General features: G+C 63.9%; 18 protein-coding genes. 3 read left to right on the top strand and 15 right to left on the bottom strand.

Annotated features, from left to right (window positions below):
* The 3 genes from WDC87_RS13385 to WDC87_RS13375 all read left to right on the top strand — a co-directional run.
* The coding region (locus WDC87_RS13385; protein WP_188241357.1) for an IS3 family transposase at nucleotides 1-202 on the top strand (202 nt) is incomplete at its 5' end.
* Nucleotides 203-405: 203 nt separating this feature from the next.
* On the top strand, nucleotides 406-1,422 hold the full coding sequence (locus tag WDC87_RS13380; protein WP_061480468.1) for a class 1 fructose-bisphosphatase: 1,017 nt from the start codon (nucleotides 406-408) through the stop codon (nucleotides 1,420-1,422).
* 108 nt (nucleotides 1,423-1,530) lie between these two features.
* Complete coding sequence (locus WDC87_RS13375; RefSeq protein ID WP_032957940.1) at nucleotides 1,531-2,238, top strand: 2OG-Fe(II) oxygenase; 708 nt, start codon at nucleotides 1,531-1,533, stop codon at nucleotides 2,236-2,238.
* 55 nt (nucleotides 2,239-2,293) lie between these two features.
* Here the strand turns inward: WDC87_RS13375 and WDC87_RS13370 are convergent, their stop codons facing one another.
* From WDC87_RS13370 to dnaA, 15 genes are all read right to left on the bottom strand, one after another.
* On the bottom strand, nucleotides 2,294-3,385 hold the full coding sequence (locus WDC87_RS13370) for a PA0069 family radical SAM protein (protein WP_072168776.1): 1,092 nt from the start codon (nucleotides 3,383-3,385) through the stop codon (nucleotides 2,294-2,296).
* Nucleotides 3,386-3,507: 122 nt separating this feature from the next.
* Nucleotides 3,508-4,251 carry a pyridoxine 5'-phosphate synthase gene (locus tag WDC87_RS13365; protein WP_111008082.1) on the bottom strand — a complete coding sequence of 248 codons (744 nt, stop codon included), beginning with the start codon at nucleotides 4,249-4,251 and terminating at the stop codon, nucleotides 3,508-3,510.
* A gap of 9 nt (nucleotides 4,252-4,260) precedes the next feature.
* Entirely contained in the window at nucleotides 4,261-4,530 is a 270-nt protein-coding gene (locus tag WDC87_RS13360) for a hypothetical protein (protein ID WP_049438866.1), read from the bottom strand.
* A gap of 40 nt (nucleotides 4,531-4,570) precedes the next feature.
* Nucleotides 4,571-6,031, bottom strand: a complete 1,461-nt coding sequence (cls, locus tag WDC87_RS13355; protein ID WP_072168774.1) for a cardiolipin synthase — start codon at nucleotides 6,029-6,031, stop codon at nucleotides 4,571-4,573.
* A gap of 157 nt (nucleotides 6,032-6,188) precedes the next feature.
* The gene (locus WDC87_RS13350) at nucleotides 6,189-6,602 is read right to left on the bottom strand and encodes a biopolymer transporter ExbD (protein ID WP_005411740.1); all 414 of its coding nucleotides are present in this window, start codon (nucleotides 6,600-6,602) and stop codon (nucleotides 6,189-6,191) included.
* Between the two features lie 3 nt (nucleotides 6,603-6,605).
* Nucleotides 6,606-7,031: a biopolymer transporter ExbD gene (locus WDC87_RS13345; RefSeq protein ID WP_005421196.1), complete on the bottom strand. Its 426-nt coding sequence runs from the start codon at nucleotides 7,029-7,031 to the stop codon at nucleotides 6,606-6,608.
* 61 nt (nucleotides 7,032-7,092) lie between these two features.
* Nucleotides 7,093-7,854 carry a TonB-system energizer ExbB gene (exbB, locus tag WDC87_RS13340; protein WP_005411738.1) on the bottom strand — a complete coding sequence of 254 codons (762 nt, stop codon included), beginning with the start codon at nucleotides 7,852-7,854 and terminating at the stop codon, nucleotides 7,093-7,095.
* 94 nt (nucleotides 7,855-7,948) lie between these two features.
* The gene (locus tag WDC87_RS13335) at nucleotides 7,949-8,518 is read right to left on the bottom strand and encodes an energy transducer TonB (RefSeq protein WP_095378857.1); all 570 of its coding nucleotides are present in this window, start codon (nucleotides 8,516-8,518) and stop codon (nucleotides 7,949-7,951) included.
* Between the two features lie 143 nt (nucleotides 8,519-8,661).
* On the bottom strand, nucleotides 8,662-9,855 hold the full coding sequence (locus tag WDC87_RS13330) for a tetratricopeptide repeat protein (RefSeq protein ID WP_061480436.1): 1,194 nt from the start codon (nucleotides 9,853-9,855) through the stop codon (nucleotides 8,662-8,664).
* Between the two features lie 132 nt (nucleotides 9,856-9,987).
* Complete coding sequence (locus tag WDC87_RS13325) at nucleotides 9,988-10,794, bottom strand: M48 family metallopeptidase (RefSeq protein WP_252745485.1); 807 nt, start codon at nucleotides 10,792-10,794, stop codon at nucleotides 9,988-9,990.
* Nucleotides 10,795-10,865: 71 nt separating this feature from the next.
* A complete protein-coding gene (locus WDC87_RS13320) occupies nucleotides 10,866-11,714 on the bottom strand; it encodes a CPBP family intramembrane glutamic endopeptidase (protein WP_069138187.1) in 849 nt (282 codons plus the stop codon).
* A 67-nt stretch (nucleotides 11,715-11,781) separates the two neighbouring features.
* Nucleotides 11,782-14,241, bottom strand: coding sequence for a DNA topoisomerase (ATP-hydrolyzing) subunit B (gene gyrB / locus WDC87_RS13315; RefSeq protein WP_061480434.1), 2,460 nt, complete (start codon nucleotides 14,239-14,241; stop codon nucleotides 11,782-11,784).
* A 112-nt stretch (nucleotides 14,242-14,353) separates the two neighbouring features.
* On the bottom strand, nucleotides 14,354-15,448 hold the full coding sequence (gene recF, locus WDC87_RS13310; RefSeq protein WP_069138188.1) for a DNA replication/repair protein RecF: 1,095 nt from the start codon (nucleotides 15,446-15,448) through the stop codon (nucleotides 14,354-14,356).
* 990 nt (nucleotides 15,449-16,438) lie between these two features.
* Nucleotides 16,439-17,539, bottom strand: a complete 1,101-nt coding sequence (gene dnaN, locus WDC87_RS13305; RefSeq protein WP_005411731.1) for a DNA polymerase III subunit beta — start codon at nucleotides 17,537-17,539, stop codon at nucleotides 16,439-16,441.
* A 275-nt stretch (nucleotides 17,540-17,814) separates the two neighbouring features.
* Nucleotides 17,815-19,146, bottom strand: coding sequence for a chromosomal replication initiator protein DnaA (gene dnaA, locus WDC87_RS13300; RefSeq protein ID WP_049417185.1), 1,332 nt, complete (start codon nucleotides 19,144-19,146; stop codon nucleotides 17,815-17,817).
* Nucleotides 19,147-19,276 lie beyond the last annotated feature (130 nt).

The raw sequence follows: 19,276 nt of genomic DNA, 5'->3' as shown, positions 1-19,276 counted from the left end.
CTGCTTGGACAATGCGGCAATGGAAAGCTTCTTCGGGACGCTGAAGTCGGAGTTCTTCTACCTGAACAGATTTGACAGCATCGAAAGCCTGGAGGCCGGGCTGGTGGAGTACATCAAGTACTACAACCAAGAGCGAATCAGATTGAAATTGAAGGGGCTAAGCCCGGTAAAGTACCGGGAACAGGCCCAAGCAGCCGCCTGACCCCACCGTCCAAGTCTCGGGGGTCACTTCATGGATGGGTTTACGGCGTGTCCTGGCCACGGTGTACCTCGCCCTGTGCCTCCATGAAGGAAGGCGCCACGAGCACAACGCATCTGGAAACGATTACGCCTTCCCGCGCTCACGCACGCCCCCGCCAGACGGGCGACAATAGGCGTTTTCCCGCTGCCGAGACCTGCCCGCCCATGTCCCGTACTTCGTTGACCCGCTTCCTGATCCAGGAACAGCACGCCGGCCGCATCAACGCCGACCTGCGCCAGCTGATCGCCGTGGTCGCCCGCGCCTGCACCAGTATCTCCATCGCCGTCAGCAAGGGCGCCCTCGGTGGCGTGCTCGGCGACGCCGGTACCGGCAACGTGCAGGGTGAAGCACAGAAGAAGCTGGACGTCATCAGCAACGAGATCCTGCTCGAAGCCAATGCCTGGGGTGGCCACCTTGCCGCCTGCGCCTCGGAGGAAATGGACCACAGCCAGCCGGTGCCGGACATCTACCCGCGCGGTGATTTCCTGCTGCTGTTCGATCCCCTCGACGGCAGCTCCAACATCGATGTCAACGTCTCCGTCGGCACCATCTTCTCCGTGCTGCGTTGCCCGACCAACGTCGAGCTGCCGGGCGATGACGCCTTCCTGCAGCCGGGCAGCAAGCAGATCGCCGCTGGCTACTGCATCTACGGGCCCAGCACCCAGCTGGTGCTGACCGTCGGCCATGGCACCCACGCCTTCACCCTGGACCGCGAGAAGGGCGAGTTCGTGCTGACCACCGAGAACATGCAGATTCCGGCGGCCACCCAGGAATTCGCCATCAACATGTCCAACCAGCGTCACTGGGAAGCGCCGATGCAGGCCTACGTCAGTGATCTGCTGGCCGGCAAGGAAGGCGCGCGCGGCAAGAACTTCAACATGCGCTGGATCGCCAGCATGGTGGCCGACGTGCATCGCATCCTGACCCGCGGCGGCATCTTCATCTACCCGTGGGACAAGAAGGATCCGTCCAAGGCCGGCAAGCTGCGCCTGATGTACGAAGCCAACCCGATGGGCCTGCTGGTCGAACAGGCCGGCGGCGCCGCCTGGACCGGCCGCGAGCGCATCCTCGACATCCAGCCCGACCAGCTGCACCAGCGCGTGCCGGTGTTCCTGGGTTCGCGCGAGGAAGTGGCCGAAGCGGTGCGTTACCACCACGCGCACGACGAAGCGAAGGGCTGACGGCTCGACGCCTGACGGCGGTCATGGCAGTTCGATGACATGACCGCAGGGTGACACCGAGGGCGGCAAACGGCACCATCAAGCCGTTGCCGCCGAAGGAATGCACGCATGCACGAGCAGGGCCCGGTCGATTTCATCGAGGTCATCCACAACGCCGTCCCCAGTGAGGTCTGCGCGGCCATCGTCGAGCGCATGCGTGCCACGCGTGGCCTGCTGCCCGGTGCGGTGGGCAGTGGCGTGTTCCCGGAACTCAAGCACAGCAAGGATCTGCGCATCAGTGGCCTGGACGGCTGGCAGGATGTTGATCAGCAGCTGCAGATTGCGGTGTTCAACGGCCTGCTGACTTATCTACGCCGTTATCCACAGGCGTTGATTGCCCCGCTGATGTTGCAGATCCAGGACAGCAATGGCCAACCGCGACGCCTGTCTGCCGAGGACTTCCCCGACATGCCGCAACAGCAGCTGGCCGACCTGGCCCGCACCTGCCTGCGTCCGGGCGCGATCAACCTGCAGTGGTATGCCGCGGGCGAGGGTGGCTACCCGTACTGGCACTGCGAGCTGTACCCGAAGGATGCGCAGGCCGAGACCCTGCACCGGCACGTGCTGTGGACGCTGTACCTCAATGACGACTTCGACGAAGGCGAAACCGAGTTCCTGTTCCAGGGGCGGAAGATCGCGCCGCGCACCGGTAGCCTGCTGATTGCGCCGACGGCGTTCACCCACACCCATCGCGGCAATCGGCCACAGGGTGGCGACAAGTTCATCGCCACCAGCTGGATCCTGTTCCAGAGTGCGCAGAAGTTGTTTGGCGGGTGATCCCGAGCTGCTCGTCGGCCTTGATGTAGAGTCGAGCCATGCTCGACTGATGGCCTCAGAACAACGACCCCTGCGGCGAATCCTTCTTCGGCGGCAGCGGCTTCTGGAACCGGCTGCAATCCAGCTTCGGCCAATGGCTGTTCTGCGCATTGAATCCCAACCGCTTGCGCGCCAGCTTGAAGCGGTTGTTCAGCAGATCGGCATACACACCCTGGCCGCGCATGCGGGTGCCGAACTGGCTGTCGTAGTCCTTGCCACCACGCAGCTGCTGGATGGTACTCATCACGTGCGCGGCGCGATCGGGATGATGGGTATCGAGCCAGTCGCGGAACAGTGGCGCCACTTCCAGCGGCAGGCGCAGCAGCACGTAGCCTGCGGTACTGGCGCCGGCATCGTGCGCAGCCTCCAGCACCGCTTCAAGTTCGCTGTCGTTGATCCACGGAATCACCGGCGCCAGCATGACTCCCACCGGGATACCCGCGTCATGCAGGCGCTTCATCGCGCGCAACCGTGCATGGGGTGCTGATGCGCGCGGTTCCAGCTTCGCGGAAAGATGCGGGTCCAGCGAGGTCACCGAGAAATGCACACTGACCAGGTTCTCCGCCGCCAGCGGCGCGAGCAGATCGATGTCGCGCTCGACCAGTGCGTTCTTGGTGATCAGCGAGAAAGGATGCCTGGTTTCCAGCATCACTTCGATCAGCTGGCGGGTCAGCTTGAACTTGCGCTCGATCGGCTGATACGCATCGGTGTTGATGCCCAGCGCGATCGGCTGCGGCACGTAACCGGGTTTCGACAGTTCCTTGCGCAGCAGCTGAGGCGCATTGGTCTTGGCGAACAGCTTGGTCTCGAAGTCCAGGCCAGGTGACAGGTTCAGATAGGCATGGGAAGGGCGCGCGAAGCAGTAGGAACACCCATGCTCACAACCGCGGTACGGATTCACCGACTGGCTGAAGCCGACGTCTGGCGAAGTGTTGCGGGTGATGATGCTGCGCGCGGTCTCGGCGCGCACCTCGGTGCGCAGGCGCGGCGCGAGGAACTCCTCGCTCTCATCGACCGCCCAGCCGTCGTCCACCGCCTCGCTGACGGTGCTTTCGAAGCGCCCAGCAAGGTGGGACGTGGAACCTCGGCCCTTGATCGCAATACCCATTGCGGCAGGGTACGTCGCCGCCGTCTCAATGGCTGCGACGGCTGTCTGAAGGGTTCAGGGCAAGTCTGAGCCGAGCGTGGGTTCGGCGCTGTAGAGCCGAGCCTACGCTCGGCTGCAATGCATCAAAGCAGCGCCAAGTACCCGCGCACGGTGGCATCCAGCCCGTCATACAGTGCCTCGCCGATCAGCGCGTGGCCGATCGACACCTCCAGCACGTCCGGCACCTGGGTCAGGAAGTCGCGGAGGTTGTCCTGTGACAGGTCATGGCCGGCATTCACTCCCAGCCCCACTGCATGCGCCCGCCGCGCCGCAGTGGCGAACAGTTCGAGCATTGCCGCAGCGTCGCCCGCCGCATGCGCCTCTGCGTAGGGGCCGGTGTACAGCTCGATGCGGTCGGCACCGACCTCGGCGGCCTGCTCCAGCAACGGGTTGCCCGCATCAACGAACAGGCTGACCCGGCAGCCCATCGCCTTCAGTTCGGCAATCAACGGGCGCAAGCGCTCGGCGTCGCGTTCGAAGTCGAAACCGTGGTCGGAGGTGATCTGGCCATCGCCGTCGGGCACCAGGGTGGCCTGCGCCGGACGGGTCTGTTCGCACAGCGGCAGCAGCCCCGGGTACCCCTCGCGCGGCGGCGCAAATGGATTGCCCTCGATGTTGAATTCCACGCCACGCGCGCGGGTCAACGTGGACAGGGCCAGCACGTCCTCGGCGGTGATGTGGCGGCGGTCCGGCCGCGGATGCACGGTGATGCCATGCGCGCCGGCATCCAGGCAGGCCTGGGCGGCGCGCACCACGTCCGGTTCGGCACCGCCGCGCGAATTGCGCAGGACGGCGATCTTGTTGACGTTGACGCTGAGCTGGGTCATGGAACGGAACTACTTGGAAAGAGGGGACGGATCGTTGTCGTTGGCGTCATCGTTGCGGCGCGCCTGGGCCTGCTCGCGCAGGCGGCGCAGTTCCTCGGCATCGATCAGGGTGGCCGGGTCGCGCTGCAGGTCGCCGAAACGGGCGACGTAACGACCGCGTACCCAGGCCAGCAGGAAGGCGAGCGCAGCCAGCAGGCACAGGGTCATCAACCCTGCGCTTGGGGTCTTCAGCGCGAAGGCAAAGCAGCCCAGCGCCAGCAGCAGGTACAACCAGTACATAGTCGGGCTCCCCGGATGATCGCCGCAGTGTAGCGCTGCGTCAGAGAAGCGGCGAGGCCAGCCGGGCGAAGGCCTCGGGCAGGCGGTGCAGCCACAGCGAGCGCCCGGCCTGGTCATGCACCCGCGTGGCGCGATCGAATTCACCCTGCAGCAGCTCGGCCAGGGCTGCCACGCGGTCCCGGTCGCTGATCATCATCGACAGCTCGAAGTTCAGGCGGAAGCTGCGGTGGTCGAAGTTGGCACTGCCGACAATGCAGACGTCGTCGTCGGCGATGAACGCCTTGGTGTGCAGCATGCGCGGGCCGTACTCGTAGATCTTCACGCCGGCATGCAACAGCTCATCGAAGTACGAGCGCGCGGCCTGGGTGACGAACCACGAATCGCTCATTTTCGGTACCAGCAGGCGCACGTCCAGGCCGCCCAGCGCGGCCGAAGTCAGCGCCATCCGCGCCGCTTCACCCGGCACGAAATAGGGCGTCACCAGCCACACCCGCTCGTGCGCTTCCTGGATGGCGGCGACGTGCAGCCGGTGGATCGTCTCCCAGCCCGAATCCGGGCCGGAGACCAGTACCTGCGCGTTGATCGCGCCATCCCCGCGCAGCGGCATATCGGCCGGCCACAAGCGGGCGATATCCATCCGCGAGGGTTCCTGGCCACTGGCGTAGAGCCAGTCCTCGGCGAACACCAGCTGCAGACTGCGCACCACATGACCGCGAATGCGCATGTGCAGGTCGCGATAGGCGTCGGGCCTGCGGCTTTCGTCTTCCTCGTCGGTGATGTTGATGCCGCCAGTGAAGGCCAGGCGGCCATCGACAATCACCAGCTTGCGGTGCGTGCGCAGGTTCAGCCACGGGCGCTTGAACGGTTTCAGCAGCTGACGTGGGTGGAACCAGATCGCTTCACCGCCAGCCTCGAGCAGGGGCTGCAGGAAACGGCGGGGCAGGGCGGAGGAGCCCACCGCATCCAGCAGCAGGCGCACCTGCACACCGGCACGTGCGCGCTCGACCAGGGCATCGCGCAGGGCGGTGCCTGCGTGATCCGGATTGAAGATGTAGTACTCCAGATGGATGTGATCGTGCGCCTGTGCAACGGCCTCCAGCAAGGCCGCGTAGGTCGCCGCACCGTCCACCAGCCAGGTCACTTCGGTGGCACTGCTTGGGGCCAGTCCGGTCGTGGCCTGGGCCACCTTGGCCAGTTCGGTGCAGTCCGAATCGGGCGGGCAGACATCGCTGTAGTGCTCCATGCCCGAGCGTGCACGGCCACGACGCAGCCGTTGCCGCTTCACCTTCTGCGGGCCCAGCAGGTAGTAGATGAAGAGCCCGAGATAGGGGAGCAGTGCCAACGAAAGGATCCAGCTCAGCGTGGCCACCGGCTCGCGCTTCTGCAGCATGATCCAGCCCGCCAGCGCGAACAGGTACAGCAGGTAAGCCACCGCCATGATCGTGCCGAGGTGGGCGATACCGTCGAGCCAATGGCGCAGGGAATCGAAGAGGGCAAGCATGCGCCGATCATAGCGGGCGCGTGCTCCCTGATGGGGTCAGATCCCTTTTCCTGCCAAAAAGGGATCTGACCCCGACTGCATCCCACAAACAAAAAAACGCCCCTGTCTCCAGGGGCGTCTGCAGTCGCGTCATGACTGTTGTGTTGCGGTGTCGCGTTTACTGCTGCACAAAACCGATCTTCTTCATCTGAGCGTTCTTCGCGGCGGCCAGAACCTTGGCCATCACGTCGTACTCGGAATCCGGGCTGGCGTCGATGCGCAGTTCCGGCTGGTTGGTCGGGTCACGCTGGACCTCCTGCTCCATCCGCTGCTGCAGCTCGCTGGTATTGATCGGGCTGTTGTTCCACGAGACCTGGTTGCTGGCGTCGATCTTCAGTTCGATCGGCGGCGGCGGTTCGACCAGCTGCGGCGGTGGGTTGAGCACGCGCTGCGGCAGGTCCACGGCGATCGGGTACGTCATGATCGGCGCGGTCACGATGAAGATGATCAGCAGAACCAGCATCACGTCCACGAGGGGCGTGACGTTGATGTCTGCCATGGGGCCCTTGCCACCACCACTACTGAATGCCATGGCTTATTGCCCCTTTTCTTTGGTCGCAACGAAGCCGACGTCCAGCATGCCCTGTTCCTGCGCGACCTTGGTCAGGTCGTTGATGACGCGCATCTTGGTGGTGCGGTCACCACGCAGGTTCAGCGGCGGCTGCGGGGTCTGCTGTGCGGCGGTCGCCAAGCGGGACTCGAGAGTCTGCTTGTTGATTTCTTCGTCGTTCCAGTAGATCGAGCCGTCTTCCTTGACTGCCAGCGTGATCGGGTTGGGACGCTTTTCAGCATCTTCCGGCTTCTGGATCAGGTTGGCTTCCGGCAGATCCACCTTGACCTTGTGGGACATCAGGGGCGCCGTGATGATGAAGATGATCAGCAGCACCAGCATCACGTCCACGAGGGGCGTAACGTTGATGTCGGCCATGGGGCCGCCGCTGTTACCACTACTGAAAGCCATAACGGGCTCCGTCTAGATCTTGGTGACTACTTACTTCGTCGCTGGGTGACGCGCGCCGCAATTAGCGGACGCGCGAACCGGTGGCGAAGAAGTCGTGCAGGTCGTGCGCGAAGGTATCGAACTTGCTGATGGTCGCGCTGTTGATCTTGCTGAAGAAGTTGAAGGCGAACACGGCCGGGATTGCGACGAACAGACCGATCGCGGTCATGATCAGCGCTTCACCCACCGGGCCGGCAACGGCGTCGATCGAAGCGGAGCCGGTGGCACCGATCTTGATCAGCGCGCCGTAGATGCCCCACACGGTACCCAGCAGACCGACGAACGGAGCGGTCGCGCCGACGGTGGCCAGCAGGGTCATGCCCGACTGCAGCTTGTTGCTTTCGCGGGTGACGGCCTGACGCAGAGCGCGGTCGACGAACTCCGAACGGCTCAGGTTCTCACCGACGCCGCCGGTAGCACCGCCTTCAGCGCGCTGGTGGTGGGCAGCTGCCTGGGCAGCGTCCAGGGCGATCTTCGAGAACGGCTCCGAAGCCGGCTGCTCTTCCATCGCACGGATGGCGTCCTGCGCGTTCGGGGTGTCCCAGAACAGGCTGACGACGCGATCAGCGGCGCTCTTCAGGCGGGTGGCACGGAAGATGTTGATGACGGTCCAGTACCAGGACATGGCCGACATGGCGATCAGGGTCAGCAGCACGACCCAGGAAACCGCGAAATCACCCGGCTTGGTGGTCATTTCGTGGATCAGGTGCTCGAAGCCCATCTGCGACAGGGCGTTGGACGGATTGCCCCCGGCAGCAGCGGCGATGAAAATTTCCTGCAGCATGACGCTTACCTTTGTTGTGTGTGGTGATAAAGGGTGTAGCTAAGCTAAACAATCGAACCGGGAGCGGGGGTGGCCAGGCGACCACCCGGGCGCATCAGTTCAGCGCAAAGTTGACCGGGACGCGAACGCGACCTGCCGTCTTCTTACCGCCTGCTTCAGCGGCGTTGAAGCGCCACTTGCGAGCCGCTTCCATCGCAGCACGGTCCAGGTCGCGGTTACGGCTGGACTTTTCCACCGTGACATTGGTGACGTTGCCGCTGGCATCGACATCAATGATCAGGATCACTTCGCCCTGGATACCTGCACGGAAGGCTGCCGGCGGGTAGCGCGGCGGATTCATGGCCTTCGACGAGATGTCCACGCTGGCCTCGATCGAGGTCGGCGGTGCCGGCGGCGCCGGAGGCGACGGCGGGGTGACGATATCGTTCGGACGCGGCTCCGGCACGTCGACAACCGGCGCCTGCGGCGGCGGCGCGTCGACGATGGTCACCATGACGTTGCGCTCCTTCTCCGCGACGGCCTTGGGAGCCACGGCGGGAATCAGGAGCATCATGAAGGCGGCCAGATGCAGGGCAATTACAAACGCGATGCCGACGATGCGAGGCCAGCTCAGCCCCTTGTCATCGGGTTGTTCGTACCGGTGAACGACTAGTTGTTCCGTCATGCGCCAAGAGCTCAATAGTGGGGCCGGAATCCCGGGGGCGGGATCCCTGATCAGCGGTGCATGACACCGCAGGAACCTCCAAGCTTATACCAATCCTGAGCGCCTGCGCATCAACTGAGCAGGCATTCAGGCGTTATTCCTACTTACTTCAGGTTGATGATTTTTTTGGCATCAGCCTGGTTCTTCACGCCCTTCGCCAGCGCCTGCTGGGCGGCCTGCTTGGCCTCGGGGACGCGACCTTCGGCATGCAGGACGCGTGCCAGGTTCAGGTAGGTCTCACCGTCCTTGGAGAGCGGGGCGGCCTTCTGCCACGCATCGATCGCCTGCGGCACCTGGTCGGAGTAGTAGTAGGACTGGGCCAGCGCCAGGTAGACCTGGTAATCCGGCTTCAGGATGCCCTTCTGCAACCCTTCGTTGATGACCGCGATGACGTCCTTTTCCTTGTTCTCGGTGTTGGCATAGATCGAGTACAGCTGCTTGTACTCGCGCTCTTCGGTGAGCTGGCCGCTGCTGCGCAGCTTGTCCATCACCGCGGCGGCCTTCGGCATCTGGTCAGCCTGCATGTACATGTTGGCCAGATTCAGCTGGGCCTTCTTGTCCGACGGGTTCTTGGCCGCCAGCGCTTCTGCGGCCTGCACGGCCTCACCGGTCTGGCCGGCTTCGGAAAGGGCCGCCATCAGCAGCTGGTTCCAGTTGTCCTTCGGCTCGGCAGCGCCCGCGATGGCCTGCTTCAGCACCGGGATCGCTTCCTGGTAGCGCTCCAGCTGGTACAGCGCCTGGCCCTTGGCAATCAGCTCTTCCGGCTTGGTCGACTTGCTCTCGGCGAAGTACTTATCCAGGGTGGCCAGGCCTTCGGCAGTCTGGTCTTCCTGCAGCTGCAGCTGGCCCAGCATCAGCATCGACTGGAAGTGGCCGTTGTTGTCCAGGCCGTTGAACTGGATGACCTGCTTCAGGTAGGCGATGGCGGCCGGGGTATCGTCGGTCTGGTAGGCGGCCTGCGAGGCCAGCTGCGCGGCCAGCGACTTGTCGTACTCGTTGGAGGCGCTGTCAGCCAGGATCGCGTCAGCCTGCGTGCGCGTCTCCGGGAACTTTTCCTTGTTGTAGCTGTCGATCATTTTCTGCAGCTTGCTGCCCATCTTGGCCGAGGCCTTGACGGTCGGCTCCTGGCGGGTCGCATTCGGGTACAGCGGTTCGGCCTTGGCCTGCTTGCTGCTGCCGCCGCGGCTGCCACGGTCGGAGGAACGCGAGGACTGCGCGAAGGCATCGGTGACCACGGCGCCGGTCAGGGCGGTCGCGACGAGGACGGAAAGCACAGCTTTGTGGTTACGGAAAATCATCGTTCACCTCGATCGAACCGCCGGATAGCGGCAAAGTCGGACTGTCAGAAAAATCTGAGCCGCCAAACGTATCAGAAACAGAGGGCGTGAGAAATCGTTTTATGTGCTGCAATACAGCATAGAACTGCGCACTCATCCGCACTTTGGCCGCAGCCCGGCCGCCTGCGCCTGCTGATAGACCGGCGCCAGGCCCGGTGCGTCACGTCGCAGCTCCTGGATCCGGTTGGCCGGATCGGGGTGGGTGGACAGCCATTGCGGGCTTCGACCGCCGCTGGCGGCCATCATGTTCTGCCACAGATCCACCGCTTGGGCCGGGTTGAAACCGGCTTGGGCCATCAGTCGCTGGCCGATCACATCCGCCTCACTTTCCTGGGTCCGCGAGCCGGGCAACAGGAAGGCCGCCTGCGCGCCCATGCCGCCCAACTGGTTGACCGTACTGGCGGCACCATCGCCATAGGCGGCACCGGCCAGCGCGCCCAGCACGGCCAGGCCGGTCTGCGCGCCCATCTGCCGGGTAATGCGTTCCTCGTGGTGACGCGCGATCACGTGGCCGATCTCATGACCGATCACGGCAGCCAACTGCTCCTGATTCCTGGCAACGGTGAAGATGCCGGTGTTCACGCCCACTTTGCCGCCGGGCAGGGCAAAGGCGTTGGGTTCCTTGTCGACGAATACGGCAGTCTCCCACCGTACGCCACGGTACTGAGGCGGCAGCTGTGCGACCAGCGCATTGACCACGCACTGCACGTAGCCGTTCTGGCGGCCATCGGTGCTGATCTTCTCTTTCTGCTTGGTCTCGGCAAACGCCTGCGCACCGAGCTGGTCAAGCTGTGCCTGCGACACGCCGCCCACCATCTGCCGTCGTCCGGTTGGCGAGGTGGTGGTCGCACAGGCACTGACCACGGTGGTGATGACTAGAGCCAGCAGCAGTTGTTTCATGGGTCCGCCCCCGTGTTCATGTGCGCAGTGTGTAGCGTACCTGCTTAATCTTTCGTCAAGCGGGCACGGCGTTACGTTGACCCCAGGAACACCATTGCGGCGAGCGCGACCGCGTTGTTCAGCGCATGCGCGGCAATCGCCGCCCACAGGGTGCCGGTGCGGCGGTACAGCCAGCAGAAGGCGGCGCCCATGCCACCGTACACCAGCCACAGCTGCGCCATGCCCAGCAGCGAGTTCTTGCTGACACCGGGCACTTCATGGACCAGGGCGAACGCCAGGCTGCTGAGGATCAGGCCCAGCCAGGGGCGGCCGGCCTGCCACAGGCGCCCGAACAGGACGCGGCGGAACAGCAGCTCTTCGTAGGCGGGGGCGAGGACGACCGCAAACAGCACCAGGAACAGCGGGAAGCGAGCGATTGCGCTCTGCATCAGTTCCACGTTGGTGGGCACCGGCTCGATGCCGAACTGCTTGGAAAGGAAGGCGATGCCGTTGCTGCCGAGCACGATCAGCGTGGCCACCAGCAGGGTCCAGCCCCAGGTGGACGGCCGCAGCAACGCCTGTCGCGACGCCATGCGTTCGCCGGCGTTTGCCGGGCGTCGCCAGAAGTACAGCAGCAGCGCGGCGCCACCGGTGGCGATCAGGGCCATCAGGATCTGCGCCAGGGCACCGGGCTGGCCCACTGCCGCGCCGACGGCGTCAGGTGTCAGTCCACCGCCATTGGCCTCGGCGTTGGCGCGGCTGACCACGATTGCACGGTAGAAGCCCCAGAACAGGCCGGTGACCATGCTCAGGCCTACCAGGGTAACGGCGGCGATGCCCAGGTCGATGAAGAAGCCTGCCAACGGTGCCACGGTGCGCGGTGGGGCAGACACCGGCGGAACCGGGGGCGGGGCGGCGGAGACCGGGGTGGATGCGGACATCAGGTACCTGTGTTCAAGGGACGAAGGCCGGTGCAGCTCCCCGCGCACCGGCCAGGTCCCGATTGTGTCAGATATCCAGGTTGGCGACTTTCAGCGCATTGTCTTCGATGAAGTCGCGACGCGGCTCGACGACATCGCCCATCAGGGTGCTGAAGATCTGGTCGGCAGCGACCGCATCCTCGATGCGCACCTGCAGCAGGCGACGGGTCTCCGGGTTCACCGTGGTATCCCACAACTGCTCCGGATTCATTTCACCCAGACCCTTGAATCGCTGGATCTGGCGGCCGCGCTTGGCCTCCTCGAGCAGCCAGTTCTGCGCCTTCGCGAAGCTGTCGACTTCGATCGACTTGGCGCCGCGGGAAATCGTTGCACCTTCGCGCACCAGGCCGTGCAGCAGCTTGGAGGCCTGGTGGATCGCACGCAGTTCGCCACTCTCGAACGCCGACATCGGCAGCACCTGGATGTGCTCCTCGCCCATGTGGCGACGGGTCACCAGCACGGCGGCCGGGCGCTCGTCGTTGGCTTCCTGCAGTTCCAGGCTGAAACGCGGGCTGCCCAGGCTGCCCTGGTTGAGGCGCTTGGCCAGCGCATCCAGGCCTTCGCCTTCGCCCGCATTGCGCAGGCTGTCCATGTCCATCGGCACGAAATCGACCAGCGCTTCGAGCAGGTTGCGGTCATAACGGTGCGCGTTGCGTTCGATGGAATCGAGCGCGGCGGCGTACGCCAGCAGCAGCTTCTCCAGCGCCAGGCCTTCGATGCCGGGCTCGCCGGTGGCCGGCACCAGTGAAGCGTTTTCCACTGCGCTGCTGGCCAGGTAGCTGTCCAGCGCCGGGTCATCCTTCAAGTACAGCTCCTGCTTGCCCTGCTTGATCTTGTACAGCGGCGGCAGGCCGATGTAGACGTAACCGCGCTCGATCAGCTCCGGCATCTGACGGTAGAAGAACGTCAGCAGCAGGGTGCGGATGTGGGCGCCGTCGACGTCGGCGTCGGTCATGATGATGATCTTGTGGTAGCGCAGCTTGTCCGGGTTGTACTCGTCGCGGCCGATGCCGGTACCCAGTGCGGTGATCAGCGTACCGACCTGGTCGGAGGACAGCATGCGGTCGAAGCGCGCGCGTTCCACGTTGAGGATCTTGCCGCGCAGCGGCAGCACCGCCTGGTTCTTTCGGTTGCGGCCCTGCTTGGCCGAGCCACCTGCCGAGTCACCCTCGACGATGAACAGTTCGGACAGCGCCGGGTCCTTTTCCTGGCAGTCGGCCAGCTTGCCCGGCAGGCCGGCGATGTCCAGCGCGCCCTTGCGGCGGGTCAGGTCGCGGGCCTTGCGCGCAGCTTCACGCGCACGCGCGGCATCGACGATCTTGCCGGCGATCGCCTTGGCTTCGTTCGGGTTTTCCTGCAGGAACTCTTCCAGGCGCGCACCGAAGGCGTTTTCCACCGCCGGACGCACGTCGGAGCTGACCAGCTTCTCCTTGGTCTGGCTGGAGAAGCTCGGGTCCGGCACCTTCACCGACAGCACCGCGATCATGCCTTCGCGCATGTCGTCGCCGGTCAGGTTGATCTTGGCCTGCTTGGCGATGCCGTTCTGCTCGATGTAGTTGTTGAGCACGCGGGTCAACGCACCGCGGAAACCGGCGAGGTGAGTACCGCCGTCCTTCTGCGGGATGTTGTTGGTGAAGCAGTACATCGTCTCCTGGTAGGAGTCGGTCCACTGCAGCGCCACCTCCACGACGATGCCGTTGTGCTCGCCGGTGACGGAGATGACATTCGGGTGCAGCGGGGTCTTCAGCTGGGCCAGATGCTCCACGAAGCTGCGGATGCCGCCTTCGTAGTGGAAGTCATCGCGACGGCCGTCGCCGCGCTCGTCGGCAAGGACGATCTTGACGCCGGAGTTCAGGAACGACAACTCGCGCAGACGGCGGGCCAGGATGTCGTAGTGGAATTCCACGTTGTCGTGGAAGGCGACGGTGGACGGCCAGAAGCGCACGGTGGTGCCGCGCTTGGTGGTGGCTTCCAGCTTGGCGAGCGGGGTCACGGCTGCGCCGTTGCTGAATTCCTGCTGGTAGTGGGAGCCGTTCTGGAACACGTCCACCAGCAGCTTCTGCGACAGCGCGTTGACCACGCTGACGCCGACGCCGTGCAGGCCGCCGGAAACCTTGTAGCTGTTGTCGTCGAACTTGCCGCCTGCGTGCAGGACGGTCATCACCACTTCGGCGGCGGAGACCTCGCGACCGAGCTTGGCGCTCATCTGCTCGTGCTTGCCGGTGGGGATGCCGCGACCGTTATCGGACACCGAGACCGAGCCGTCAGCGTGGATCGTCACCGCGACATGGTCGGCGTGGCCGGCCAGCGCTTCGTCGATCGAGTTGTCGACAACCTCGAACACCATGTGGTGCAGACCGGTGCCGTCATGCACGTCACCGATGTACATGCCGGGTCGCTTGCGGACAGCCTCCAGGCCTTCCAGGGCGGTAATGCTGTTGGCGTCGTAATTGCCGTTGTTTGCCGGGGTGTTCTGTTCGTCGCTCATTGCGCTTGCCGTAGGCTCCGCAGGTCGGACACCGCTTGGGGCGATGTGCCGAGAATGAAAGGATTCCGACCCGAATTATACCAGCCGGGGTCGCGTGGCCCTGATGTGCCCACTATGGCACAGCCACGATCTGTGCATGTTCCACGTGGAACCGGGCGATCTGGGTCAGGCCCTGCAGGGCCGCCGGAGGTTCAGTAGCGGTGACGAAGATCTGCGCCGGGCCGGTGAGCAGACGCTCCAATACCCGCGCCTGGTGGGTACGATCCAGTTCGGAGGCCAGATCGTCCAGTGCGATCACCGGCCATTCGCCGCGCTGTTCTGCATAGTCCTCAGCCTGCGCCATCAGGCACGCCAATGCGGTGAGCTTGGCCTGACCGCGTGACAGTGCATCGCGACCAGGAATGCTGTGGAAATCCACGCTCCAGTCCGCCCGGTGCGGCCCAACCGAGGTGTAGCCGGCCTGGCGGTCACGATCCCGGGCCAGAAGCAGAGCATCTGCCAGGGGAAGCTCATGCCGACGCCAGCCCGGACTGAGTTGCAGTGCCTGGATACCGAGTTGCGGTGCCAAACTGGCCGCGAGCGCCACGGCACGCTGCTGCAGCCGCTCAAGGTAGTGCTGACGCCGGCTGGTAAGGGGCTCTCCGGCCTCAGCCAACTCGTGATCCCAGGTGTCCAGCATCCGCGACGGGCCGCCCTGCTTGAGCAGGGCGTTGCGCTGCTTCAGCGCCCTTGAATAGCGGCGCCACAAGGACAGGAAATCAGGTTCCACGTGGAACAAGCCCCAATCCAGGAAGCGACGGCGGGGCTCGCCACCGCCGCTGACCAGCGCATGGCTGCCGGGCTCGAACGTCACCACCGCCAGCGCTGCGCAGAGGTTGCCGAGCTGAGCCACGTCTTCACCGTCCAATCGTCCCTTCCAGTCCTGGCCACTGTGGCGCAGGCCGGCCTTTCGGCGATGCGGCGCGTGATCGGCACGCTGCTCGTCCCATTCCACGAAGATCTCCAGCGCCTCCTGGCCCTGGCGTACCAGCCCATCGCGGACCCGGCCGCGGAAGCTGCGGCCATAGGCCATCAGATGCAGGGCCTCCAGCACGCTGGTCTTGCCGGCACCGTTGTCGCCAGTGAGCAGGTTCAGCCCCGGCTGGGGCAAGAGATCCACCGCACTGAAGCGACGCAGTTGGTGCAAGGCGAGGCGGCGGATAAGCATGGGGCGCGAACGACCATCCGCTCGAGGCGGTAGAGGGACAGGGAATCCATCAGCTTACTGCATCGGTCAAGCCGGACGTGCTGCACCCGCATCGACGCGGAGCAGAAGCTCCCGCGCACCAACTGATCGCGGGTTCCACGTGGCGCCGGTTCACCGGCATGCCCGTTTCCAGCTCCGGACGCAGCTGAAATTCCTTCAATTCTGCACAGGGTTGCGGGGCGTGGCCCGCCAGATTTCAACGATTTCAGGACCACTGCCGCAGGTGTTTGATGAGCGTTTGCCCGGCCGGGTGAGCGGGCGGGGGCCCGGATTCCTCCAAATCTGAGATCCGATGCCCTGGGAGGTTCCACAGATTTCAAAGAATCCGGCCCATTCGTTTCACGCTGTCCACAGCGGGTCGGTATGACTTATACACAAGGTATGGGCAATCTGTGGATAAAAAAGCCCTTTTGCTTGGGTCTGGAAACTATCCACAGGTTCCCCCCCAGCCTGAGGCGCCTCTATACAGGGGGTTTCACCCGCATAAATTCCTTTTAAATCACGTAGATAACACATTTCTCCACGAAATCTGGCTCTACCATCACCACCATGCTTTAGATTTATACCCAGATTTAGAAGCTAGGCTTGGCTCGATCTGCCCCGAATGAGTCCTGTGGACAGAGAGGATTTCAGAAACAGCGAGCACTGTCGCCGCAGCGTGGATGCGCTTCGGCATCCGACCAGGCCAGGCCCATAGCAACTGCGTCGAGACTCCAGGTACCGGCCCCGATCAAACTTGATTCGGAAGCAGTCCCTGGCATCGACTCAACGTCCCGTCGGTAGTTGGGCCTGGGCAGCAAAGCGCACGCAACCGGGTCCATCAAGGAAGATGCGTTCCGTCCGAAATACACGCTGGAAAGGGTCGGCCCGATGATCCACGTGGAACGTGCAAAAAAAAACGCCCGGGAGCTTCCCGGGCGTCGTTATGTTCCACGTGGAACCGGGCTGATGTCAGAGACGCAGCGGCATGACCACGTGGCGCGACTTCTCGCTGCTGGACTCACGCACCAGCGCCGAGGAGTTGGAGTCGCGCAGCTGGATGATGACTTCCTCATCGCGCAGGGCGGAGAGGGCATCCAGCAGGTAGTTCACGTTGAAGCCGATGGCGAGATCGCTGACCGTGGTATCGGCTTCGATCTCTTCCTGGGCTTCCTCCTGCTCCGGGTTGTGCGCGCTGATCTTCAGGTTGCCCGGCGACACTTCCACGCGGATGCCGCGGTACTTCTCGTTGGACAGGATCGCAGCGCGCTGCAGCGAGGCGCGCAGCGCTTCACGATCAACCTTCACTTCACGGTCGGCACCGATCGGAATCACCGCTTCGTAATCCGGGAAGCGGCCGTCGATCAGCTTGGAGGTGAAGGTGACATCGTCGCGCTTGACGCGGACGTGGCTGCGGCCGACTTCCAGCTCGATCTCGCGATCACCGCTTTCCAGCAGGCGCTGCAGCTCGGTCACGCCCTTGCGCGGCACGATGATCTGGCGCTTGGAACCGCTAGGCTTGGCCAGGTCGGTTTCACACAGCGCCAGGCGGTGGCCGTCGGTGGCAACGGTACGCAGGGCGTCACCGCGCAGATCGAACAGCAGGCCATTGAGGTAATAGCGCACGTCCTGCTGCGCCATCGCGAACGCGGTGCGCTCGATGAGCTCCTTCAGGGTCGCTTCGCCGATGGCCACTCGCTCAGTGGCTTCCACTTCGTCAACCGACGGGAAGTCATTGGAGGGCAGGGTTGCCAAGGTGAAGCGGCTACGACCGGCCTGCACGGTGATCTTGTCTCCGGTCTGCGAGACGGTGATCCGGCTGCCATCGGGCAGGGCGCGGATGATCTCGAACAGCTTGCGGGCGGGAATGGTGGTTTCACCGTCCTGGGCATCTTCAACCGCGATCCGCGACACCATCTCCACTTCCAGGTCGGTACCGGTCAGCGACAGCTGGCCGTTCTGCACCTGGACCAGGAAATTGGCCAGAACCGGAAGGGTCTGGCGGCGTTCGACCACGTTGACGACCTGTGCCAACGGCTTGAGAAAGGCTTCGCGCTGCAGTGTGAAACGCATGTGGTTCCGTGCCCCTATGCTTTAAAAAATGTGGAATAAATCAAAAGCTTGGTGGTGCTGGTAGAGACAGAATCGCTGGAAAACAATGCTAAGTCTTTGTAAATAAAGGAGTTTCAGACATCGAAACCCTCTGTATTACCGACCCCCAAGGGGTGGGGAAAGCTGTGGATAAATTCGACGGGATTTCAGACGCCATTTTTATCCACAACGTGTCCCGCGCTTGCTACCGGATTCTGCACCGTTTTGTGCGATGACGCCTCATCGGCATCCGTGCATCATTCGCTCAGCTTCCGGATCAGCTTGTCCCAGTCTTCGCGGAGCTTGCCGTCGGTTTCCATCAGGGTCCGGATCTGGCGGCAGGCATGCAGCACCGTGGTGTGATCGCGACCGGCAAAGGCGTCGCCGATCTCGGGCAGGCTGTGCTCGGTCAGTTCCTTGGTCAGGGCCATGGCGACCTGACGGGGGCGAGCGAGCGAGCGGGTCCGACGCTTCGACAGCAGATCCTTGATCTGCAGGCCGTAGTAGTCGGCAACGGTTTTCTGGATGTTGGGAATGCTGATCGCCTGTTGCTGGGCGCGCAGCAGGTCGCGCAGGGTTTCCTGGGCGAATTCGGTGGTGATCGCGCGGCCGGTGAAGTTGGCGCGGGCGGTCAGGGTATTGAGCGCGCCCTCGAGGTCGCGCACGTTGGAGCGCATCTTCTTGGCGATCAGGAACGCAACATCATCGGGAATCTCGGCACCGCGTTCGCGCGCCTTGGCCAGCACGATCGCGGCGCGGGTCTCAAAGTCCGGCGGTTCGATCGCGACCGACAGGCCCCAGGCAAGCCGCGACTTCAGGCGCGCTTCCAGGCCTTCGACCTCGCGCGGATAGCGGTCGCAGGTCAGGATGATCTGCTGCTTGCCATCGAACAACGCGTTGAAGGTGTGGAAGAACTCTTCCTGCGTGCGGTCCTTGCCGGCGAAGAACTGGATGTCATCGATCAACAGCGCGTCCACCTGCTGGAACTGGCGCTTGAACTGATCCATGGTCTTTTCCTGCAGGGCCCGGATCATGGCGCTGAAGAACTGTTCCGAACGCAGGTACAGCACCTTCGCGCCTGGATTGGCCTGGCGCATCGCGTTGCCGGCGGCGAACATCAGGTGGGTCTTGCCCAGGCCGGTGCCTCCGTACAGCAGCAGCGGGTTGTGGGCCCGGTCGCCCGGCTTCTGCGCTGCCTGGAAGGCAGCGGCCAGGCCCAGCTGGTTGCTGCGCCCTTCGACGAAGTTGGCGAAGGTGTAGTGATTGTCCAGATTGCCGGCAAACGGCACCTGCGGTTCGCTGGACACAGGCGCCGACGACGTGGAAACCGGCGCGTTCTGCGCCTCCACGGGGCGCGGGCGCGAGCCGATTTCAAGAAAAACGTCGCTGAAACCGGCGAAGTGAGCCAGCAGTTCGCGGATCCGGGCCAGGTACAGCTCGCGGACCTGGTCGACGATGAAGGCATTCGGTGCATACAGCACCAGGCTGTCCACGCGCAGATCGGCCTGCAGCGGCTTCAACCAGGTATGAACGTCTTCCGGCGGGAACTCCGCTTCGAGGCGCTCGAGACTACGGGACCAGGCATCCATCAGCAATAATCGTCCGGTGGCCGGGGCATGGACGCGACAAGGCGCCCAAACACAGGCCGGAAAGGGGGGAAATGGATGGCTCAGACTACCACCGAGCGCCCGCCTTCGGAATGCTTGTCCCCTACTTATT

Source organism: Stenotrophomonas maltophilia group sp. Smal12 (assembly GCF_037079935.1).
GTDB lineage: Bacteria > Pseudomonadota > Gammaproteobacteria > Xanthomonadales > Xanthomonadaceae > Stenotrophomonas > Stenotrophomonas sepilia.
This window is presented reverse-complemented; position numbering and strand designations above follow the sequence as displayed.